Annotated in this window: 19 protein-coding genes and 1 pseudogene; 7 read left to right on the top strand and 13 right to left on the bottom strand. The window is 70.8% G+C overall.

From position 1 onward, the window contains the following. The 5 genes and pseudogenes from J7E97_RS32540 to J7E97_RS32520 form a co-directional block, all read right to left on the bottom strand. Positions 1-468 (bottom strand): annotated as a pseudogene (locus J7E97_RS32540) (hypothetical protein); the annotation flags it as partial. A gap of 74 nt (positions 469-542) precedes the next feature. Then, entirely contained in the window at positions 543-1,397 is an 855-nt protein-coding gene (locus J7E97_RS32535) for an RNA polymerase sigma factor SigF (RefSeq protein WP_215034753.1), read from the bottom strand. Positions 1,398-1,642: 245 nt separating this feature from the next. Continuing rightward, complete coding sequence (locus J7E97_RS32530; protein ID WP_215034751.1) at positions 1,643-2,668, bottom strand: RNA polymerase sigma factor SigF; 1,026 nt, start codon at positions 2,666-2,668, stop codon at positions 1,643-1,645. Between the two features lie 217 nt (positions 2,669-2,885). Beyond that, the gene (locus J7E97_RS32525) at positions 2,886-3,047 is read right to left on the bottom strand and encodes a hypothetical protein (RefSeq protein WP_308346904.1); all 162 of its coding nucleotides are present in this window, start codon (positions 3,045-3,047) and stop codon (positions 2,886-2,888) included. A gap of 385 nt (positions 3,048-3,432) precedes the next feature. Next, entirely contained in the window at positions 3,433-3,723 is a 291-nt protein-coding gene (locus J7E97_RS32520; protein WP_215034746.1) for a hypothetical protein, read from the bottom strand. A 430-nt stretch (positions 3,724-4,153) separates the two neighbouring features. Here J7E97_RS32520 and J7E97_RS32515 point away from each other — a divergent pair, with 430 nt between their 5' ends. Next, positions 4,154-5,167 carry a helix-turn-helix transcriptional regulator gene (locus J7E97_RS32515; protein ID WP_215034744.1) on the top strand — a complete coding sequence of 338 codons (1,014 nt, stop codon included), beginning with the start codon at positions 4,154-4,156 and terminating at the stop codon, positions 5,165-5,167. 131 nt (positions 5,168-5,298) lie between these two features. Beyond that, positions 5,299-6,957 (top strand): DUF885 family protein, encoded by a 1,659-nt coding sequence (locus tag J7E97_RS32510; protein WP_215034742.1) that lies wholly within the window; start codon positions 5,299-5,301, stop codon positions 6,955-6,957. A gap of 124 nt (positions 6,958-7,081) precedes the next feature. On the opposite strand, the gene J7E97_RS32505 is transcribed toward J7E97_RS32510, so the two are convergent. The 8 genes from J7E97_RS32505 to J7E97_RS32470 form a co-directional block, all read right to left on the bottom strand. Further along, complete coding sequence (locus J7E97_RS32505) at positions 7,082-8,419, bottom strand: MFS transporter (RefSeq protein WP_285428972.1); 1,338 nt, start codon at positions 8,417-8,419, stop codon at positions 7,082-7,084. Positions 8,420-8,558: 139 nt separating this feature from the next. Beyond that, positions 8,559-9,800, bottom strand: a complete 1,242-nt coding sequence (locus tag J7E97_RS32500; RefSeq protein ID WP_215034740.1) for an ATP-grasp domain-containing protein — start codon at positions 9,798-9,800, stop codon at positions 8,559-8,561. Positions 9,801-9,835: 35 nt separating this feature from the next. Beyond that, positions 9,836-11,137, bottom strand: a complete 1,302-nt coding sequence (locus J7E97_RS32495) for an acetyl-CoA carboxylase biotin carboxylase subunit family protein (protein ID WP_215034738.1) — start codon at positions 11,135-11,137, stop codon at positions 9,836-9,838. 31 nt (positions 11,138-11,168) lie between these two features. Next, a complete protein-coding gene (locus J7E97_RS32490) occupies positions 11,169-12,425 on the bottom strand; it encodes an acetyl-CoA carboxylase biotin carboxylase subunit family protein (protein WP_215034736.1) in 1,257 nt (418 codons plus the stop codon). Beyond that, positions 12,422-13,717 (bottom strand): diaminobutyrate--2-oxoglutarate transaminase, encoded by a 1,296-nt coding sequence (gene ectB / locus J7E97_RS32485; RefSeq protein WP_215034734.1) that lies wholly within the window; start codon positions 13,715-13,717, stop codon positions 12,422-12,424. Before ectB ends, J7E97_RS32490 begins: the two co-directional genes overlap by 4 nt. A gap of 35 nt (positions 13,718-13,752) precedes the next feature. Further along, positions 13,753-15,126 (bottom strand): phosphoribosylamine--glycine ligase, encoded by a 1,374-nt coding sequence (gene purD, locus J7E97_RS32480; RefSeq protein WP_215034732.1) that lies wholly within the window; start codon positions 15,124-15,126, stop codon positions 13,753-13,755. Positions 15,127-15,128: 2 nt separating this feature from the next. Further along, positions 15,129-16,358 carry a fatty acid desaturase gene (locus tag J7E97_RS32475; RefSeq protein ID WP_215034730.1) on the bottom strand — a complete coding sequence of 410 codons (1,230 nt, stop codon included), beginning with the start codon at positions 16,356-16,358 and terminating at the stop codon, positions 15,129-15,131. Then, positions 16,358-17,176, bottom strand: coding sequence for an ArpA protein (locus J7E97_RS32470; RefSeq protein ID WP_215034729.1), 819 nt, complete (start codon positions 17,174-17,176; stop codon positions 16,358-16,360). The genes J7E97_RS32475 and J7E97_RS32470 overlap by 1 nt, the downstream gene beginning before the upstream one ends. Before the next feature lie 401 nt (positions 17,177-17,577). Here J7E97_RS32470 and nudC point away from each other — a divergent pair, with 401 nt between their 5' ends. The 5 genes from nudC to J7E97_RS32445 all read left to right on the top strand — a co-directional run. Then, on the top strand, positions 17,578-18,579 hold the full coding sequence (gene nudC, locus J7E97_RS32465) for an NAD(+) diphosphatase (RefSeq protein ID WP_215034727.1): 1,002 nt from the start codon (positions 17,578-17,580) through the stop codon (positions 18,577-18,579). Positions 18,580-18,656: 77 nt separating this feature from the next. Beyond that, positions 18,657-19,709: an asparagine synthetase A gene (locus J7E97_RS32460; protein ID WP_215034725.1), complete on the top strand. Its 1,053-nt coding sequence runs from the start codon at positions 18,657-18,659 to the stop codon at positions 19,707-19,709. Beyond that, positions 19,706-21,013 (top strand): glutamate synthase-related protein, encoded by a 1,308-nt coding sequence (locus J7E97_RS32455; RefSeq protein ID WP_215034723.1) that lies wholly within the window; start codon positions 19,706-19,708, stop codon positions 21,011-21,013. The genes J7E97_RS32460 and J7E97_RS32455 overlap by 4 nt, the downstream gene beginning before the upstream one ends. A gap of 4 nt (positions 21,014-21,017) precedes the next feature. Continuing rightward, positions 21,018-21,479, top strand: coding sequence for a rhodanese-like domain-containing protein (locus J7E97_RS32450; protein WP_215034721.1), 462 nt, complete (start codon positions 21,018-21,020; stop codon positions 21,477-21,479). 2 nt (positions 21,480-21,481) lie between these two features. Continuing rightward, on the top strand, positions 21,482-22,040 hold a 559-nt coding region (locus J7E97_RS32445), incomplete at its 3' end, for a GPP34 family phosphoprotein (protein WP_215034720.1).

Below are 22,040 nucleotides of genomic sequence, written 5' to 3'. Positions count from 1 at the left end.
CGGCCCCGTGCCCGGCCCCGTGGCCGGGTCCGTCGGGGTGCCGGGTCCGGTGGGCCCTGTGGATCCGGTGGGGCCCGGGGATCCGGTGGATCCGTCGGGGGCGGCGCCCGCAGTGGTGGGAGGCCTCGCACCGGGTGTGGCGCCGGGCCGGTTCCCGGAGCCGCCGGGTGCGGTGGTCGTGGCTCCGCCCGGGGCGGAGCCGCCGGGGGGCTGGGATCCCGGGGTGCCGGTCGACGTACTGCTCGAAGAGGCGCCGGCTCCCGCCGTCGCCGGTGGCAGGGGCTGGAACTCCACCCCGCCCTTCGGCACGACGTTCTCGCCCGCGCCCCGCTCGGGGACCGCGGCCGCCGCGCCCACGGCCACGTAGCCCTCGCGCGCCGGGCCGCCGCAGCCGGTGAGGGCGGCGGCAGCCGTGCAGCACAGGACGAGGACGGCGAGGGGGGCGGCTGACCGCGATGCCTTTCGCATCCGGGCAGTTTTCCTGACGTCCCGTCAATTGGGAAGTCGGTGTCGCGGATTGCCGGTGGGTTCGGCGGGGGCGGCTACTCGCCGATCAGGCCGACCCGCAGCTGCGCGAGCGTGCGCGTGAGCAGCCGGGAGACGTGCATCTGGGAGATGCCGACCTCCTCGCCGATCTGCGACTGCGTCATGTTCGCGAAGAACCGCAGCATGATGATCTGCCGTTCCCGCGGCGGGAGTTTGGCCAGCAGCGGCTTGAGCGACTCGCGGTACTCGACTCCCTCCAGCGCGGTGTCCTCGTACCCCAGCCGGTCCGCGAGCGAGCCCTCGCCGCCCTCGTCCTCGGGGGAGGGCGAGTCGAGGGAGGAGGCGGTGTAGGCGTTGCCGACGGCGAGGCCGTCGACCACGTCCTCCTCCGAGACCCCGAGCACGGCGGCGAGCTCCGGCACGGTCGGCGAGCGGTCGAGCTTCTGGGCGAGCTCGTCGCTGGCCTTGGTGAGGGCCAGGCGCAGTTCCTGGAGCCGGCGCGGGACGCGGACGGACCAGGAGGTGTCGCGGAAGAACCGTTTGATCTCACCGACGACCGTCGGCATCGCGAACGTCGGGAACTCCACGCCGCGCTCGCAGTCGAACCGGTCGATGGCCTTGATCAGCCCGATCGTGCCGACCTGGACGATGTCCTCCATCGGCTCGTTGCGGCTGCGGAAGCGTGCCGCCGCGTACCGCACGAGGGGGAGGTTCAGCTCGATCAGGGTGTCGCGCACGTACGCCCGCTCCGGGCTGTCCGCGTCCAGACCGGCAAGTCGGTGGAAGAGGGAGCGGGAGAGGGTGCGGGTGTCAATGCGGGTGGTGTCGATGGCTTCCGAGCGGTTGGACACTGCCGGCATTTCACGCTTGACGAGCGTGAGCACCTTCGAGCTGCCCTGGTCTACGGACATGCCACCCCCTTGAGGTCGCGGACGGTCGCGTTTCTCTGCGCGCCCGTCGGAGGAACGCAGCCTCCACCTGAATACCGGAGGCGGGGCTGCGGCAAACGCGGTTCCAGCAGAATGTCACATGTCGGCAACACGCTGTAGCGCCATGTCGACATGTATCTCCAGCGACAGAGCACGATAGGCCTGCTCTAGGGCGCATTGGTGCCGGTCTGTCAGGAAACGCGGGGAATGATCTCCACCCGATCCGGTTAAGCCTCGATCCTGTTTGCGGATCGCAGCCGGGCGAAGCTCCGGGCGAGCAGCCGTGAGACGTGCATCTGCGAGACGCCGAGCTCGGCGCTGATCTGCGACTGCGTCAGATTGTTGTAGTACCGCAGGAGGAGGATCCGCTGCTCCCGCTCGGGCAGTTGTACGAGGAGGTGGCGGACGAGGTCGCGGTGTTCGACCCCGGCCAGCTCGGGGTCCTCGTAGCCGAGGCGGTCGAGCAGGCCCGGCAGGCCGTCACCCTCCTGGGCGGCCTCCAGGGAGGTCGCGTGGTAGCTGCGGCCGGCCTCGATGCAGGACAGCACCTCGTCCTCGCTGATGCGCAGCCGCTCGGCGATCTCGGGGGTGGTCGGGGTGCGGCCGTGGAGGGTGGTGAGGTCCTCGGTGGCGGCGTTGACCTGGACCCACAGCTCGTGGAGGCGGCGCGGGACGTGGACGGTGCGGACGTTGTCGCGGAAGTACCGCTTGATCTCGCCCACGACGGTCGGCATCGCGAAGGTCGGGAACTGCACCCCGCGCTCGGGGTCGAACCGGTCGATCGCGTTGATCAGTCCGATCGTGCCGACCTGGACCACGTCCTCCATCGGCTCGTTGCGGCTGCGGAAGCGGGCGGCCGCGTACCGGACGAGCGGGAGGTTGGCCTCGATGAGGGCCGCGCGCACCCGGGTGTGTTCGCCGGTGCCCGGCTCCAGGTCCTTCAGCTGCCCGAAGAGCACCTGGGTGAGGGCGCGGGTGTCGGCGCCGCGGGTGCTCTGCGGCCTCGGCGTGAAGGTGACCGCGGGCCCCGGGGGGGCCTCCTGCTGGGGCGGTACGTGCGACTCGGGCTGCGGGTCCCGGGGCGGGTCGGGGCGGGGCCCCGGGTCCTGCCGCGGGGCCTGCCCGGGGTCCTGCCCCGGATCCTGCGGGGGCTGCGGGTGCGGGTCCTGTCGCGGGTCGGGCTGTGAGCCCAGCTGCGAATCCAGCTGTGAGTCCTGCTGGGGCGGCACCTGAGGCGCAGTACTGGCCGGCACGGTCACGCCACCCCTTCACGTCACGTCATCAACTCATCCGTCAAAAGCGGTCATAGCATCACAAGACATGTGCACTGTGTGCAAGCACCGTATATTGCCGTGTTGAGGGCAAGTTGGGCATAACAGGGCATCTTGCCCCGTCTGCGGGAACGCGAAAAGCCCCCCACCCGTCGGAGTGGGGGGCCGGGAAGTCCGGAAACCGCTTCAGCGTACGGGTTCAGCGCACCAGTTCGGTCATGAACTCGCCGATCGCGTTCGCGGCATCCGAGATCCCCTGGAACCCGATTTGCACCATATCGGCGGCTTTTTTGGGCTGAGTGATGATGACGAAGAGGACGAAGACGGTGAGGGCGCCCGAGATCAGCTTCTTGGTTTCCACGTGCGCTGTCGGCCTCCCCAACCGGTCCTGCAAGGTCGGGTGAGTCTAACCGCTGCTGTTCGAACCCTCACCTGCCCTTTAGGGACCAATGGCCCGGCATCCCAGGCCCTTTGCCGGGGGGCCGGGGGTGGGGGGAGCCGCAGAATTGAACACGAGCCCACCGGTTCTGGCAGGAAGCCGGTGGGTGAGGGACGGGACCTCACTGCGGGGTCCGAGCCGCGAGCTTCCCCCTGACCGCGGCTCGGACTGGCAGGTTCCGTTCCGATCGGGGGAAGTGGCTTGTCCCCCCGATGCCACTTCCCCCGTCCCCACCGTCGAAGGTCCCGGCTCCGGTCGGGGCCTTCTCCGTATGGTCCGGCCGGGACCCGCGAGCTCACCCGGCGAGCTACTCCAGGCCGCCGAGCAGGTCGGTGAGGGGCTGGACGGGGGCGATCACGGGCTGCAGCTGGTTCGGGACCTCCATCAGCTGGTTGAGCTCGTTCAGGCCGCCGTTCAGCCGGCCGCCGAGCTCCTGCACGGAGGACGGGGCGGCGCCCTCCGGCATCCCCGGGGCCGCCGTCGGCAGGTCCGGGAGGGTGAGCGGGGCGACGGGAGCGGCGGTGGCGGCCGGTGCGGCGAGGCCCGCGGCGGCCCCCGCGAGGGCGAAGGCGGCGAGGATGCGCTGGGTCTTGGTCATACCGTGACAACGGCCGAGGGGGCGGGCGGTCACGCGGCGGCCCCGCGCGGTGCGCACGGACGGGCCAACCCGGCCGCGACCGCGGGACCGGCCGCGACCGCCGGCCCGGCGGGCGGCGGCTCAGCGGGGGGCGGTGCCCCAGCCGGTGTCCGTCCCGGAGTCTTCGGCCACCACGCGGTCCGCGGCCGCCGAAGCGGGCACGGCGCGTACGTCGCGAACGGCGTGAATGCCGAACACGGCCACAATGGAAAATGCTGCCACAAAGACGGCAAATGCCGTACGTTTCATTCTCAATCCCCCCGAAAAGCCATGGAAACGGAGGGGCTTCGGCTGCCCGCCCCGCGCCTTCGAGGCTGGCGTGAGCAAGCCGCAGGTGGCAAGATCCGACCGACCTCGTGATCAAGACTGTCGCAAGAGAGACAGCCCCAAAATGAACCAAAACGGTACCGACCCACTTGGCCTGATCGACGCTGTTCCCACCCTCCATCCCATAGCCATGGAGCTGTACCGGTGGATAGCCCACCGGACCGTACTGAACGTCGGCAACGCGGCGCTCGCCGCCGAATGCAGCCCCGACGAGGCCGCCGAGGCCCTCGACACGCTGCTCGAACTCGGCCTGCTGCGCCGGATCGGGACCGAGCTGGTCACCGCGGTCTCCCCGTCCGAAACCTCCATCAGCACCCTCAACGCGCACGAGTCGCGGCTGCTCGAGGAACGCCGCCGGCTCTCGTTGCTGCGTGACCAGATCCAGTCGCTGTCCTCGGTGTACGCGCACGCGGGCGCCGGCCAGGCCCCCGCCCTGGAATGGATCACTTCGGTCTCCACGATCCGGGAGACGCTCACCCAGCTGGCCGTCACCTGTAAAGAAGAGGTACTGGCCGCGCAGCCGGGCGGGCCCCGCCCCAAGGACGAGCTCACCGAGTCCGCGGGCCGCGACCTGGACCTGCTGGGCCGCGGGATCAAGCTCAGGACGCTCTACCAGTACTCGGCCCGCTTCGACGCGGACACCAGCCAGCACGCCGCACTGCTGACCTCCCACGGCGCGCAGATCCGTACGATCACCGGCGGCCTGATGCGCCTCCTCGTCTTCGACCGCGAGACGGCGGTCATCCCGCTCGGCGACACGAGCGGCGGGGCCGTCCTCATCCGCGACGCGGGGATCTGCACCTTCATGGTCCAGGTCTTCGAACTGCTGTGGGTGCGCGGCGAGGCGATCGACCAGGGCCGCGACCGGCCGGTGGTCCAGGACCTCACCGACCAGACCAAGCAGGCGATCATGAGCCTGCTCATCGAAGGCGCCGACGATCGGGCGGTGGCGCGCACGCTCGGCATCTCGGTGCGCACCTGCCAGCGCCACGTCTCGGACATCATGGCCCGGGTGGGCGCCGAGAGCCGGCTCCAGCTGGGATATCTGATCCGCGAGAAGAACCTCGTCATCGGATAAGTGCCCGCTTTTGCGGTCCTGTGGGCCGGATGGCCGAGTGCGCTACGAATTGTGAAACGAATGTCGAGCTGCCGGGCAATAAGGGGAGAATTCTTCTGCCGGGCGGCTCGCGGCCGTCTTAGGATGCTTTCGTGATCACGATAGCCAAGCTCGCTGACGAGCTACTCGATGTTATTGCCGAAGAAGATCCCCTCCACGAGTTCATTCAGGGCCTGCCCGGGTATGACCATCTGCTGAGCGACCACGACGAAGCGTCGGAAGCGCAATTGCGGGAACGGGCGCTGAGTATCGCCAAGGCCGCCGAGGAACTCGATGCCGAGGGCCCGGAATGGGTGACCCGGGCGGTGGTGCTCCAGCAGGCGGCCGCGGTGGTGGCCCGGATCGACGCCCGGCTGGTCGAGCACACCATGGTCGACTACCTGGTCTCGCCGATCGCCCGGCTCCTGACCATGGTGCCGCTCGCCCGTCCGATCGACGAGGAGCAGGAGCGCGCGTACCTGACGCGGCTGGCCTCGATCCCCGCCTACCTGGAGAAGGCGGCGGCGCGGCACCGCGCCGGAGTGGCCGCCGGTCGGCTCCCGGTGGCGGAGCGGGCGCGCTACGCGGTGTCCCGGCTGGACGCGTACCTCGCGGACCCCGAGGGCGACCCGTTCCGCGCGCCGGTGCTGACCGGGCCGCGGGCCGCGGAGCGGGACCGCCTGATCGAGGAGGCGGTGCGGCCGGCGTTCGCCGCGTACCGCGAGGTACTGGACAAGGACATCGCGCCGCACGGCCGTCCCCCGGAGCAGGTGGGCCTGTGCTGGCTGCCGGAGGGCCGGGAGGCCTACGCGGCGCTGGCGCGGGTGCACACCACGACCGAGCTCACCCCCGAGCAGCTGCACCGGACCGGCCTCGACCTGATCGAGCGGCTGGCCGAGGAGTACGTGGCGATCGGGTCCCGGGTCTTCGGACTGCACACGGTGGCCGAGGTGCAGCACCGGCTGCGTACGGACGAGTCGCTGCGCTGGGGCAGCGCGGAAGAGGTGCTGGCCTCCACGCGGGCGACGATGGACCGCGCGGAGGAGGCGGCGCCGCAGTGGTTCGGCCTGATGCCCTCGCACCGCTGCGTGCTGGAGCCCACACCGGAGGCGGACGCGCCCAACGCGGCCTCCGCCTGGTACAACCCGGGGGCGCTGGACGGGTCGCGGCCGGGTACGTACCTGGTCAATACCTATCGGTCGACCGATAGGGACCGGTACATCGCGGAGGCGGTCACCTTCCACGAGGCGGTGCCCGGGCACCACTTCCAGATCACGGTGGCCCAGGAGCTGACGGAGCTGCCGCGGCTGAGGCGCCTGGCGGCGATCAACTCCTACAGCGAGGGGTGGGGGCTGTACAGCGAGCGGCTGGCCGACGAGATGGGCCTCTATTCCGATGACATCGCGCGGCTCGGCATGCTCGCGATGGATTCGACCCGGGCGGCCCGGCTCGTGGTGGATACGGGATTGCATGCATTCGGCTGGAGCCGGCAGCGGGTGGTCGAATACCTGCGGACCAATACGGTGATGTCGGAAGTGGAGATCCAGTCCGAAACCGACCGGTACATTGAAATGCCCGCCCAGGCTCTTTCCTATATGGTCGGGCGGCTGGAAATTCAGCGGCTGCGGGCGAGGGCCGAGCGGGAAATGGGCGCGGACTTCGATGTCCGCGCCTTTCACGATCTGGTGCTGGGCGGCGGCGCCCTGCCGATGGCGGTGCTCGACGACGTGGTGGCCGCATGGACGGCGAAGGTGACCGGAGTGTCCGCCTGACGCTCCCGGTGCGGGGCAGCCACGGAGCCCCGCACCGGCCGGCGGCCGGTGCGGGGCTATCGCGGGGGACGTGCGGGGCGTCCGTGCGCGGTGCCGACTGCGCGGGGCCGACGCGCGGGGCCGGCTACGCGGTGGCCGCGACCGGCTCGTTCTCCGCCCGAGCCGCCTGCGCGTCGCGCGCGGCCATCATCTTCTCCAGCCGCAGGACCAGCGGGATCCCGATGGTGCTGACGCACACGAGGAAGACCCAGGGCCAGACCGCTCCCTTGGAGAGCAGCAGGGTGAGCAGTCCGGGAGCCAGGGTCTGGCCGACCGTCCAGGAGAGCTGGAAGACCGCGAGGTACCGGCCGCGGGCGTGCTTGGGCGCCAGCGAGACGCTGAGGTCGTCCATCGGCGGAGCCTGGACGATCTCGGCGAGGGTGTAGATGAACATGGCCACGTACAGCCCGGCGACCACCAGCCAGCTCGGCGACTCGCTGAGCGCGCCGAAGATCCCGAAGGCGAGGATGTTGAGTCCGCAGGCGGCCGCGATCAGGCGGGTCTGGCGGAACCGCTCCAGCTGCCGGCTGATGATCGTCTGGGTGGCGGCCACCTGGATGGTGTTGAGGACGAGCAGGGTGCCCGCCAGCCAGGCGCCGCGGTGCAGCCCCTCGATGATGTAGACGGCCAGCAGCACGCTGTTGAGCATGGCGCCGAAGACGCACAGAAGGTTGAGCGAGACCATCGTCATGTACGGGCGGTCGCGCAGCACGGTGGCGTACGAGACCTTCGCGGGCGGCTCGTCCACGGTCGTCGAGGCGGCGGCCTGCGCCTTGGCGGCGGCTTCAGCGTCCGGCCGCCAGGTGAGCAGGAGGGCCGCGCCGAGGACGAAGCTGAGGGTGTTGGCTATGACGACCGCGTCCAGGCCGGCGGTGCCGCCGAAGCCCACGGCGAAGGCCGCGATGGCGCCGCCGAGGCCCAGGCCCATGTTGCGCAGGGCGCGGACGAAGCCGAACCAGCGGGGCCGCTCGCCGTCCTTCGCGGCCAGGACCACCAGGCCGCTGCTGCTCGTCCAGTACGTGGCCTGGCCCGCCTGGGTCAGCAGGGCCACGATCACGATCTTCCACACCTGGTCGGCGAGGAGGAACCCGCCGAAGCCCACGGCCGAGATGAGGTTGCCGGCGGCGGCCACGGTGCGGGCTCCGAAGCGGTCGATCAGCGGGCCGACGAGGATCGCGGTGGGGAAGGCCAGGAACCTCGCCAGGGTGAGCGCGGCGCCGATGGCCGGCAGCGACAGCGTCGTGGTCTGCGCGAAATAGACCACGATGAAGGCCAGGACCAGGCCGCTTCCCACGCTGTCGATGGCGTGTGCGCCGACGAGGTTGCCCTGGCCCTTCATCTGGGGGAGGCCCAGCCGGGACATCAGGCTCTCGCCCTCGGGGGGCGGCGTCTGCCCGGGGGGGGTCGCGGTCGTGTTCGTCATGGGGGGTTCCTTCACAGCGTTGTCGGCGGGGCGGGGCGAGCAAGGGGGTGGGGGTGGTGGGCGCGGCGGACGCCCGGGGGCCGCGGGGGCGGCGGTACGCGGCGGCAGCCGGGCCCGGTCCGGGCCCGGCTGCGCCGGATCAGTCGGTCGTCGTGGGGCGGGTCCGGACGGTGATCTTGTCGACCAGGGACTCGCACAGTTCCACGGCCGCGTCGGTGCTGCCGGCGCGGGCCACCAGCTGTCCGATGCGGTCGAAGTTCTCCGTCACGGCCCTGACCAGGTCGCCGGGCGAGACTCCGGGGTCGACGTCGATCAGGCCGGGGTGGGCGCGGACCTCGTCCAGGCCCTGCACCTCGACCACTTCGCCCGGCTCCGCGGTCAGGAAGCGGGTGGCGGCCGCGGCGCCGGCCCGGGGGGCCGGGGCGGCGGGCAGCGGCGGCAGCAGGCCGAACGGCCCGGCCACCGCGTACTCCTCGAGGTCGATCCCGTAGACGTACCGGGTGAGGTCCATGATCCGGCCGCCGCCGACCCGGTCGTGCGACTCGATGACGCGCGGTCCGGCGGACGACAGGCGCACCTCGGTGTGGGACAGGCCGTCCCGCAGGCCCATGACCGTGAGGAACTCGCCTATGTAGGAGACGAGTTCGCTCTCCTGTCGGGCGGTGAGCCGGGCCGGCTGGGCGTGGCCCCGCTCGACGGTGCCCTCGGTGATCTTCTCGGTGATGGCCACCACCGAGTGCTCGCCCTTCGCCGAGACCGCCTCGACGCTGTACTCGGGGCCGTCGATGTACTGCTCCACCAGGAAGCGGTCCACGGGGTGGAACCGCGACAGCTCCAGATCGGTGCGCCCGCGCAGGCTCGACGTCGTCTCCCAGGCCACCGGCACCTCCTGCGGACCGTCGATCCTGGCCACGCCCCGGCTGCCCACGCCGTCCACCGGCTTGAGGATCAGCGGGTAGCCGTGCGCCTCGCCGAACGCGGCGATGGCCTCGGGGCCGTCGACGAGTTCGGCGGCCACGTCGGGCAGGCCGGCCGCGGCCAGGACGCCGCGCATCTCCAGCTTGTCGCGGAACCGGCGGACCACCTCGTGCGGGGTGCCCTCCAGGCCCAGCAGGTCGTTGATCCGCCCGACCGTCTCCAGGGCCGACTCGGACAGGGACATCACCCGGGTGAACCCGTACACCTCGTGGGCGGCGCGGATGAGCCGGCCCGTGGCTTCCCAGTCCGTGTAGTCGATGAGCAGGGTGACGTCCGCGGCCTCGACCTGGCCGGGCAGCAGCCGGTCCTTGTGCTGGAGGAACACGGTCTTGATGCCGAGGGCGGTCGCCTTCTCCAGCGCCTCGGTGCGGCCGCCGACGATCAGAATGGTGGAGTCGTCCACGCGCCTCTCCTTCGCTTCCTCGGTATCCGTCACGGTCAGTACCGCCGGGTCAGGTCTTGCCCGACGAGCGGGGAGCTGAAGAGCCGGTTGTTGGGGTTGTCGCCCAGCGGCGCCCCGTCGAAGACGGTGGCGCGGCGGGCCTCGACGGCGGCGGCGTGCACCTGGGCGGCGGTGTCGGCGGTGACGACGAGCATGGCGACGGCGTCGAGCTGGTCGGCGCGGCCGGACAGCCGGTCACCGGGCGTCTTGGTGAGGCGGCAGCAGATCGCCGACTCGGGGAAGGTCACCTCGGTCATGACGGTGGCGCCGGGCGGCGGCAGCAGCAGCATCTCGGTGGAGAAGCGGGTGGGCCGCTCCAGGAACGACACGTCCGGGGTGATCCCGCAGGCCAGATCGGTCAGCGCGACCTCGTGGCGGGTGGCGAAGGCCTCGCCGATGGTGACGACGGAGGCGGTGCCGGCGCTGCGGACGTTGAAGTCGATCAGCTCGACGGATCCCTCCTCCGGGACCATGAACTCGATCTGGGTGGGACCGTGCACGACGCCCATGGCGTGGTGGATGGCCTTGGCCTTCGCGATGATCTCCGCGCTGCGCGGGTGGTGGTACGGGAACTGCAGGCCCATCTCCACGACCGGGTCGGAGGCCAGCACGTAGCGGCCGGTCAGGCCGAGGACGTGGACCTCGCCGCGGTCGACGAGGGACTCCACGGACAGGAGCTCGCCGGCGGCCTCCTCCTCCAGGACGAACTCGCCGTGCTGGTGGATGTAGTCCTTCATCAGCGGGTTCACGACCGCGACGGACCGGGTCTGCTCCGCGGCCTCGCGCAGCTCGGCGAGCGAGGAGACCCGGAAGCACAGCGAACTGCCGGTCCCGTTGGACGGCTTGAGGATGGCCCCGGCCCGAAACGGCCACTCGGTCCAGGTCAGCGCCTCGGTCAGGGTGGCCGAGCCGAGGTCGGAGAGGCCCGCTCCGCGCAGCTTGCCGCGGACGGCGGCCTTGTCGAGGACCTCCACGACGTTCTGCTCGCCGTTGTTCGGCAGGCCGGCGAGCTCGCGCAGCGCGGCCTCGTACGGCAGGGTCGCCTCGAAGGCGGCGTAGGTGCCGACGACTTCGTAGCGCTCGTGCACATCGGTGATGGTCTTCGTGATCAGGTCCCGGTCGGACCAGGAGTCGATGGTGATCAGCTCGTCGACCAGACCCTCGGGCACCGCGAAGGGGCCGGAGTCGCGCAGCGGGTCGTGGTTGAGGGCGACGATCCGGTGACCGCGGGACTTGGCCTCCTTGGCCACCAGCACCATGTGGTTGAGGAGTTCGAGCAGAACGAAGGCTTGCGTCATGAGAAGTGGTCCTTGGAGGAGGGAGGGAGAGTCAGCCGGCCTGCGCGTAGCGGATCGGCCGGTAGTCGGCCAGCCGCCGGAAGTCGCGGTACGCCGCCTCGTAGTCCTTGTTGGAGACGAGGAAGGTGCCGCCGTTGGCCAGGAGCGAGTTGCTCTTCTCGATGAGGTCGCCCACGGAGACCTTCCACGTCATCTCGACGTCGCTCTCCAGCTCCGGCTCGATGAGCTCGGCCACGGTCCCGTGCGTCTTGGGCACGACGCCGTCGTAGCAGTAGATCTGCTCGCCGTCGTACGGGCGGCTCTTGACGCCGGATTCGATCTCGAAGGCCAGGTTGACGAAGGCGACGCCGTAGTTGCGCTGCATGGCCGCGAGCCCCGCCATGCCCTTGAAGCGGGCGGCGACCTCCAGGAAGACCATCTCGTCGTCCTCGGTCAGGAACAGCTCCAGGTGCGAGCCGCCGTCGGGCCGGCCCAGGGCGTCGAGCGCCTGGTCGGCGAAGGCGACCATGCGGGCCACCCGCGGGTCGGAGTCGATCAGGTTGATGTCGGCGTTGACCTTGCCGCCGGGGACGTCGAGGGAGTTCACCAGGTACTCGGTGACGCCGCCGAAGACGGTCTCACCGGCGCGGGAGACGATGTTGACGCTGTACATCGTCCCTTCGACGAACTCCTCGTACTCGTAGTTCCGGCCGAAGTCGCCCTCCAGCGCCAGGAATCCGGGGAGGTCGGAGATCTTGTAGACGCCCTCGGCGGCGGCCGCGTCGGTCGGCTTGATGATGAAGGGGACGCCCACCTCGTCGACGATCGAGTGGAAGTAGCCCACCGCGTCCTCGGCGAACCGCTCGGCGGAGTAGTGCCCGAACCGCGGCACCCGTACGCCGGCCTTCAGCAGCAGGTCCTTCATCAGGATCTTGTCGCGGAACGGCAGGATGTCCTCGAGGTGCGGGCCCCGGATCCCGAAGTGCGTGCGGATCTCGGCGGCGACCAGCATGTTCTGCTCGTCGTAGCAGTGCACGCTCAGGTCCTCGGTGCCGGCCTCGGCGACCAGGGCGCCCACGGCGTCGCGGGCCTCGTCGAGGTCGACCAGCGAGTACAGCATCGGGGTGGGGTCGTCCTGCCCGCAGCGCACGACGTGGATGCGGTCGAACCACTCGCGCTGCTCGGCGGCCAGGTTCTCGATGTCGCGGTCGGCGAAGACGCCGATCAGGCGGACCTCGGAGGGGTCGACGAGGAGGTCGCGGCGGAAGACGCCGAAGCCCCGGGTGGAAATGATGACGGCGGTCTTCATGAGGTGGTGGACCCGCATTCTGCGTCGGTCGCCAGATCGGTGATGGCGGAGATGATGATGTCGAGCCCCGTGGAGAGGGTGACCTGACTGATGGTGAGCGGCGGCAGCAGCTTCAGGACCTCGCCGTCGCGACCGCAGGTCTCGACGATCAGGCCCCGCTCGAAGCAGAGCCGGGAGACCTTGGACGCCTCCAGGCCCGGTACGGGGCTCAGGTCGATGCCGTACATGAGGCCGCGGCCGCGCACCTCGGCGCCGAACCGGCTCTCGACCCGGCGCTCCAGGCATTCCTGGACGAGGGCGCCCTTCTTGACGACCTGCTCGGCGAAGGCGCCGTCCGACCAGTAGTGGCGCAGGGCCGCCGTGGCGGCGACGAAGGCCAGCTGGTTGCCGCGGAAGGTGCCGTTGTGCTGACCGGGCCGCCAGATGTCCAGCTCGGGCTTGATCAGCAGGAGGGCCATGGGCAGGCCGTAGCCGCCGATGGACTTCGAGAGGGTGACCAGGTCGGGCACGATCCCGGCCCGCTCGAAGGAGAAGAAGGAGCCGGTGCGGCCGCAGCCGGCCTGGATGTCGTCGACGATGAGGAGGATGCCGTACTGGTCGCAGACCTCGCGGAGGTCCTGCAGGAACGGGATGGGCGCCAGGTAGACGCCGCCCTCGCCCTGGACCGTCTCCAGGAGCACGGCCGCCGGGAGCTCCACGCCCGAGCTGGGGTCTTCGAGGAGCATCTTGAGCAGGTCGATGCTGTCGAACTTGCCGAGCGGGGAGTCGGGGTAAGGGATGTGGGTGGTCTGCGGGAGGGTGTTCTCCAGGCCCTGGCGGTAGTAGCCCGACCCGGTCGCGGCGAGGGATCCGGTGCTGACCCCGTGGAAACCGCCGCTGAAGGCCACGACGTTGGTGCGTCCCGTCACCAGGCGGGCCAGCTTCAGCGCCGCCTCGACGGCGTTGGTGCCGGAGGGGCTGGTGAACTGGACGCGGTAGGAGAGGCCTCTGGGTTTGAGGATGAGATCCCGGAAGGCCGTCAGGAACTCGGCCTTGGCGGAGGTCGAGAAGTCGAGGCCGTGCATCAGGCCGTCCTGCGCGAGGTAGTCGAGGAGCGCGCCCTTCACCGGCTCGGGGTTGTGCCCGTAGTTGAGGGAGCCCGCCCCGGAGAGGAAGTCGATGTAGCGGGACCCGTCCGCGGTGTAGAGCGATTCGTTCTTCGCGGTGGCGAACACGGCCGGGAAAGACCGCGAGTAGGTACGGACGGCGGACTCGATCTCCTCGAAGACCGTCGTGCTGGCGGCGGTTGTCATGTGCGGTGCCTTCCTGGATCTCAGGGACGGGGCGGTTAGGGAAGAGTGGCGACGGCCGGTGTCCCGGCCTCCGCCAGTGCCTGCGGGGTCCAGCCGGTGAGGGGCTGGCGCAGAACCCCGATGTCCGCGCGGTAGCGCATCCCGGGGAAGGAGACCTTGGCGATCTGTGAGTAGGAGCGGGCGCGGGCCTCGTCGAGGGTGGCGCCGGCGCCGACCACGTGCAGGACCCGGCCGCCGTTGCTGACCGGCCTGCCCTGCGCGTCCTGCGCGACGTTCGCGTAGAAGACCCGGGCCAGGGCCGGATCGACCTCGGCGAGGCCGCTGATCGGCTGGCCCGTCTCGAAGCGGCCGAAGGGCCAGCCCGGCGCCGCGTCCGGGTCGAGCGGATCCAGGCTGCCCTGGGTGAGGGCGACGGTGCAGCGCACGAGGTCGTCGGTCAGCAGCTGCTGCTGCCCGATGTTGCGGGCCAGTACGGCGTCGCAGAGCCGGGTGAAGTCGCTGCGTACGGCGGGCAGGACGGCCTCGGCCTCGGAGTCGCCGAACCGCGCGTTGATCTCGATGACGCGCAGGCCGTCGGCCGTGAGCATGGCGCCCACGTACACGAAGCCGTTGTAGTCCAGCTGCTCCGCCCGCAGCCCCGCCATCAGGGGGTCGAGGAGGACCCGCCGGACCTCCTCGACCAGGGCGGGGGAGATGTCCGGGTGCGGGGCGAGGGATCCCATGCCGTCGCAGTTGCCCCCGGCGTCGCCCTCCAGCGTCCGCTTGAAGTCCAGTGCGGTCGGGAACATCAGGTAGTCCTCGCCGTCGAGCAGCGCGAAGACCGAGATCTCCCGGCCGTAGAGGCGCTCCTCGACCACGACGTGGAAGTCGTCGCCCTGGGCGTCGGCGAAGCGGGAGACGGCCCGCTCCGCTTCGGCCGGGGTGGTGCAGACGATGGCGCCGTCCCCGTCAGGGGTCAGGCCGTCGGTTTTGACGACGCAGGAGTACGGCACCTCGTGCACGTACTTCCGTGCGGCCTCGGGGTCGTTGAACGCCGCGTACCGCGCGGTGGGCAGTCCGTGCTCGACGCAGAAGACCTTCCCCTGCTCCTTGCTGGTCTCCAGCTTCGCCGCCGCCCGCGACGGGCCGATCACCTGGTGACCGTGGGCGCGGAGGTCGTCCGCGTAGCCGATGGAGAGTGCGTCGATGTTGGAGACGAAGACGAACTCCACCGGATTCACGGCGAGGAAGTCCAGCGCGGTCGCCGGATCATCGAGCCGGATCTGCGGTACGGAGACGATGCGCGGCTCGTCGGACGCCGCGCAGCCGGGTCCGTAATAGACCGTTACGGTCGGGTCGGTGCGTACGAAGAGATCGCAGATCGCGTGGCCGCGACCGGTCCCGTCCACCACAAGTACACGACGGTTCATGGTTACTGTCCCGGTGATTCGGCGCCCGAGGGCGCGGAGGAGGCAGAAGCGGAGGCGAGCTGGGTGGCCGACTCGCTCCACTCGGTCGGGACGACGCCCTCGGGCAGGCCCGTCATGACGTTGTCCACCTGGCCCGCGGCGCGGAGGTGATCGGCCAGCGACCCCCAGACCTCGGTGTAGCGCTCCGGCCGGTTGCCCACGTCGTCCGCCCTGATCCAGGGCGAGTTGGCCCAGTCGCAGGCCGGCATCACGTGGTGCAGGTCGTGCTGGACGGTGTCGCCGACGAGCACGAACATCCGGTAGGAGGAGTGCACGACGAGCATCCGGAAGGTCCAGCGGGTCCAGGCCGCGGCCTTGCGCAGACCGGTCACGGAGTCGTCCGGGACCGCCTCTCCGCAGAACCGGCCGAAGGTGAGCAGGTCGCGCTGGTCGCGGGGGAGCCGCTCGTGGTTGCCGAACAGCCACCAGCGGTGCTCGGTCATCGTGTACAGGTACGTGCACGACTGGAAGAACACCGAGACGGGCACCAGCCACAGCACCAGCCACTCCATCCACCAGCCGGTGAGGGCGATGAAGGTGGCGACGGCGGCGAGGTAGACCACCGACATGACCAGTCGGTACCGGGGCTGGACCCCGATGAAGTTGGACTTCAGCCGGCCGAAGAAGAACCGCGAGTGGTGGGAGGGCGAGAACAGCGCCCCCCAGATGTACTTGCGGAACTCCGAGCGGGTCATGCCCGGGCGCATGCCGGTCGACAGCAGGTAGTGCGTGTCGCCGTCCTTGAGGGAGCAGGGGAAGGCGTGGTGGGCGAGGTGCTCCTTGCGGTTGTCGTCGTAGGGCGACCGCCAGAAGAAGGTGCTGATGAGCTCGCCCACGATCCGGTTGCCGCGCACCGACTTGGTGAACATCCGGTGCAGCGTCTGGTGGATCACGACGACGTCGAGGCGCCGCATGCCGCCGCTGGTCACGAGCCAGCACAGGATCAGTACGGGGACCGACCAGGCGGTGAAGGGGTGCAGGGCCCAGGCGCCGACCGATATGCCGGCCGCCATCTGCCCGAGGCCCAGCAGCCCGGCCTTCGCGGGGCTCCAGGGGATCAGCTGCTTGCCGCCTTGCAGCGGGACGCCGGTGATCCAGGTCAGGTACGGCTGGACGATCTTCGGCAGCCCCCGCATGGTCTCGCGCGGACTGATCTCCTGGCGGCCGTTCTCTTCGATCTGTGGCTGCCCCATCAGACGCCGACAGCCGTTTCGCTGGCTTCGGTCGAGCCGCCGGTGCCGCCGAAGAGGACGTCGTTGGTCTCGTGGGTGATGTTGCGGCCCAGGTCGGCGCCGTTGGCCCACGTCATGTTGACGATCGTGCGGGTGCTCTCGCCGCGGATCGGGTACACGCGGTGCATCGTCGTGTCGGTCTTGACGACGTACGCGTCACCGGCCTCCAGGGCGTACGAGCGCACCTGGCTCTTCAGCAGCGCGCCGTGCACGTCCGGGTTCTGCTTGTCCCACGAGGTGTGCGGGACGGCCTGGACGAAGCCGCCGTCGCGGTAGTCGGGGGCGTGCAGCACCAGGATGAAGCCGTAGGTGTAGTCGTCCCAGTGCCAGCCGTGGGTGTCACCGGACTTGCCGAGACGGCTGATCACGTAGTGCTCGCCCTCGTACGGGCAGGTGTGCACCTCCTCGCCGACGACGTCCGAGAGCAGGTCCTTGACGGCCGGGGAGAAGTACAGCGCGTCGATGAGCGGGCCGTGCTCCTTGATGACCGGCTGCCCCACGGTGGTCATCTGGCGCGGGGAGTTGTCGGTGATCTCGAAGGTGAACTTGCGGTCCACGCCGTGCTCGTCCATGATCCCGCCGGCCTCGGCCTGCAGGGCCGCGAGGAGCTCCGGCGGGCAGAAGCCGCGCAGCGGGACGATGTGCTCGTTCTTGAACTGCTCCTTGACCGCGTCGGCCGCTTCCCCGGAGAAGATCTCGGCCAGGTGTTTCTGGAGGATTCCGTTCACCTCGTCGGCGACCGGTACGGAAGAAACGACTTCCGCGTGATGAAGAGTCACTGGGTTCCCTCGTTTTGTCATCTCGGTTGGGCAGCGGTTCCGTCCGGTTCCATCCCGGGCCGCGCATACAGAAGGGGCATCGATTCCGTGTCCGAAAGACGCCCTGATCGCGCTTGGCGTGGTTCACCGCTTCTGCCAAACCAGAGCCTGACGTGCGGGAATCGTGGCTACAAGGGAGGGAAGACTTCGTGATTGCGTCTGGCGTAAGAAGGACGCCTCCGCGCCGCCCGGGTCCCGGACCCGCCCCGGTCACGGCCGCGCTGTCGTTCTTGTGACTGGCGTGATCACGAGGTGCGGCTGTTCTTGCGGCAGGACGCGGCACGGGGCCAGTCTCGATCCAGGCGGTCGACATCCGGCCACTCCCCGTCGAACCGAACCCGAAGGCTGGAGCGAACTCGTCCATGGAACCCATTGCGTCCGCCGCGGCGGCTCCGGCCTACGCACGGATAGCCCTGGACCGGGCCGGTGGGCGCCGCGAGGACCCGACGTGGGTGGCCGCCAGGCTGGCGGCCCCGGACGCCGAATTCGTTCCCCTGTGGAACGGCCGCTGCCTGCTCGACGCCCGCACCGGCGCTCCCCTACGACTGCGCGGTGCGGCGGCCGCCGCGACCGTGGCGGCCGCCGGGCAGCTCGTACTGCTCGGCACCGAAGGGCAGCCGCGGGACGGCGAGCGCGGGGACGGGGAGCGCAAGGACGGGGACGGGTCGGGCGGGGAGGAGGCAGAGCCCCGCGGGGTGTTCGCCGCCGACCTGTCGGACCTCGGGGAGCAGGAGGCGCTCGGGCTCGCCGGCGCGGCCGCCACGGCCGACGTCCGCGATCTGTTCGCCCGGCTGACCGCCCCGGAGGCGGCACTGCTCGCCTGTGCCAGGGGCCTGCTCCACTGGCACCGGCGCCAGCGCTACTGCGGGGTGTGCGGCTCGGCCACCGGGAGCGCGCACGGCGGACACGTCCGCGTCTGCGGCTCCGCCGACTGCGGCGTGCAGCACTTTCCCCGCATCGAACCCGCTGTGATCGTTCTCGTCCAGGCACCGGGTGACCCGGCCCGCTGCCTGCTCGCCCGCCACCGCGGCGCACCCGAGAACTCTTTTTCCCTGCTGGCAGGTTTCGCCGAGATCGGCGAGAGCCTGGAGGGAGCCGTGGAGCGCGAGATCTTCGAGGAAGCCGGCGTGCCGGTCGTGCCGCTCTCGTACGAGGGCTCGCAGGGCTGGCCGTTCCCGTCCGGCCTGATGGTGGGCTTCCGGGCCCGGGCCACCTCGGAAGTCATCCGCGTAGACCGGCGCGAACTGCTCGACGCCCGCTGGTTCACCAAGGACGAGCTCCGCGACCGCCTCGCGGCCGGGCACTCCCTGGGACCCGCCGACTCGCTCGGGCACCGCATGCTCCACGACTGGCTGTACGGCTGACCCGTGCCGCGGCCCGCTCTTCGTACGCACCTTTCACGCTCTTTTTCGACGCCCTCCGACTCTTTGGGGAAGCAGCCATGACCATCGCACCCGTCTCACCCGTCTCACCCGTCCAGGCGCTCCAGGACGCCGTCCCGGACGCCGGCCAGAACACCTTCGTTCCGCCGCCGCCGCTTCAGCACCTGCGCTCGCCCGCCACCCGGGCCACCCTGCGCATCCAGCAGCGGATCGTGGCGGCCGCCCGCGAACTGCTGGGGGCCGAGGGCTTCATGGAGCTGCTGCCGCCGACCATCGGCGCGGTGACCGACCCGGGCAGCCGTGGCGCCAAGCAGGTGGACATCGACTTCTACGGGCACACCTACAAGCTGATGACCAGCGGCATCCTCTACAAGCAGGCCTCGCTGCTGGCCTTCGACAAGATCTTCAACGTGGCCCCCAACGTCCGCCTGGAGCCGCTGGAGACGGCCACCACCCACCGCCACCTCGCCGAGTTCCACCAGATCGACGTCGAGGTCGCCGGGGCCACCCGGGACGACGTGACGGCGCTCGCCGAGCGGCTCGTACGCCACGTGGTCGCCGCCTGCATCGCCGACATGGGCGACGAACTGGCCGTGCTGGGCCGGGACGTCGACGCCCTGAGGGCGATCGCGGAGACCGACTTCGAGAGGATCACGCACCGGGAGGCCGTCGAGCGGCTGCGGGCCATGGGCCACGGGCAGAGCACCGACGCCGAACTCGACTGGGAGGGCGAGGAGATCCTCTCCCGCAAGAGCCTCGGCGCCTTCTTCGTCGTCGACTACCCCAAGGGCTCGCGCGGCTTCTACGACCGCGAGTCCGCCACCGACCCCGGTGTGCTGCACAACTTCGACCTGATCCTGCCGGGCGGCTTCGGCGAGGTCATCAGCGGCAGCGAGCGCGAGTACGAATACACGCGGCTCATCACCCGGATGCGCGAGACCGGCGAGAACCCCGCCAAGTACCGCTGGTACCTGGACATCGCCCGCGAGGGCCTGCCCGCCAGCGCCGGCTTCGGCATCGGCCTGGAGCGGCTCACCCGCTGCGTGGCCGGCCTCGACGCCGTGTGGCAGGCCTGCTCCTTCCCGAAGATCCCCGGGGTGGTCTCGGCATGACCGGACACCCCCTCGGCGCACCGGGGTACGAGGAGGAGGCGATCCGCGACAGGGCCCGGCGCGGCGCGGCGGCCGCCTTCCCCGAACCGGGCTCGTACGGACGGGCGCTGCTCGGGGCGGAGCCCGGCGGCCCCGCCGGTGGCGACCCGCTCGACCGGATGCGGATCGTGCCGCCGGTGTTCGTGCCGCAGCGGCTGGAGAAGCTCTTCGACCTGGGCGAGGAACCGCTGCCCGGCGACGTCGTCCTGGCCACCTCGATCGGTGGATTCTTCTCCCCCGTACCGCTGTACGTCTCCGCCTTCGGCTCCACGCAGGTCGCCTCGTCCACCCTCGGCGAGGACCTCGGCCGGCAGGCCGGACGGCTCGGCATCCCGATGGTGATCGGCGAGAACGTCGTACCGGTCAACGGCTACGGACGCGGCGGCGAGCACCGCCCCGGCTCGCTGCTGGCCAGGATCGCCGGGTACCTGGAAGCGGGCGGCACCTCGGGCGGGATCGTCGTCCAGCAGTCCACGCAGGACGCGGACGCCGAGGTCTGGAACATGGTCTACAGCGACCCGACGGTCGCCCCGCTGCTCGAATCGGGTCGCCTGGCCTTTGAGTTGAAGGTGGGGCAGGGTGCCAAGCCGGGCCTCGGCGGGATCACCCTGGTGGACCGGGCGGCGGCCGGATCGCTGTCCGAGCGGTTCCAGATCACCGACACCTACGGCTCCGACAGCGACCAGGTGGTGCGCTGCGCCACGCCGGGGACCTTCACCGAGGAGATCCTCACCCAGCAGATCCGGCTGATGCGCAACAACTACCCGCGCTGCCGCGTGTGGGTGAAGCTGCCCCCGGGCCGCGACATCGCCCGGGCCGTCGACGTGGCCCTGCGGGCGGGCGCCGACGCGGTGAGCGTCGACGGCGCCGAGGGCGGCACCGGCTGGGCACCGCGCGTCTTCCTCTCGCAGGTCGGCCTGGGGCTGGGCGAGTGCCTCACCCGGATCCGCGCGGCGGGCGGCGTGCAGCGCGGGCTGCTGGCTTCCGGCCGGATGTGGGAGGGCGGGCGCGCCCTCAAGGCCCTCGCCCTCGGTGCGGACGCGGTCGGGCTCGGCCGCGCAGCGCTGCTGGCGGTCGCCGAGGACCCGCGCGAGGGCCTGGTGCGGCTGGTCGAGGCGGTGCGCTTCGAACTGCAGCTGCTGATCAGCGCGCTCGGCAAGTACGACGTGTCCGCCCTCTCGCCGGAAGACCTCTGGCTCCCGGAGTCCACCGGGACGCCGTCGCTCTCCGCTTCACTCAACTCCGTTATGGGAAAGGTGTCATGACCTCATGAGCCGTGGAACGAACTACGAAGACTTGAAGGCCGGCCTGCTGAGCGAGCTGGCCGACGAGGAGCACAAGGTGCTCGGCGTCCCCGCCGCGGACCCCGCCGAGGCGGTCGAGTACTTCTACCGCGCGAAGCTGCGCTGCGAGACGGACGCCTACGACGTCCACCACGACCTGCGGGCGGGCCACGGCGGCTTCGTCGTCCTCGACGTCCGCAAGCCCGAGTCCTACCGCGCCGAGCACGTCGCCGGCGCCCGCAACCTCTCGCACCACGACATGACCCCCGAGGACATCGCGGCCCTCGATCCCGGGCAGGTCTACGTCACGTACGGCTGGGGACCGGGCTGCAACGCCGGGACCAAGGGCGCGGCCAAGCTCGCCGCCCACGGTCTGCGCGTGAAGGAGATGCTGGGCGGAATCGAGTACTGGAAGAGGCAGGGCTTCCCCCTCGAGCAGGGCAGCTGACCTTGCGGCGCCCGTCCGCCGGGGGTCCGCCCCTGCACGAGTCGCTGCTGCTCGCCGTGGCCGCCACCCTCGACCGGGTCGTCGTGCGCAGGCGGCACCGGGAGCTCGGTTACGCGCTGGCCGCCGCCGTCCTGCTGGACCTGGAGCGGACCGGGCGGGTCGAGGTGCGGCCGGACGAGGTGCTCGTACGGGACTACTCGGCCGCGCCCGACCCGGTCGCCGACGCCCTGCTCGAACGGATGGTGCTCGCCGACCGGGCGCTCGGGGCGCGGGCCTGGCTGGAACGCGTGGCGGACGGCGCGCTGAGCGCGGTACGCGCCCAGTTGCTGGAGGCCGGCCGCCTGACGCGGGTCCGCAGCAGCCGGTTCGGGCTCTTCCCGGTGGTCGGGCACCTGCCGAGCGACGCGCGGGAGGCGGCCCGGCTCGCGGCCCTGGTCCGCGCGGATCCCCGGGTCGCGGACCCGGACCCGGGCTCGGACCGTGTGCCGGGGCGCGCTGCGGACGGCGACGCCGCGCAGGTGCTGGCGACCTTGCTCGCGGCCGCCCGGCTGGGGCCGGCGA

Origin of the sequence: Streptomyces sp. ISL-66 (assembly GCF_018614135.1) — a bacterium.
Lineage (GTDB): Bacteria > Actinomycetota > Actinomycetes > Streptomycetales > Streptomycetaceae > Streptomyces.
This window is presented reverse-complemented; position numbering and strand designations above follow the sequence as displayed.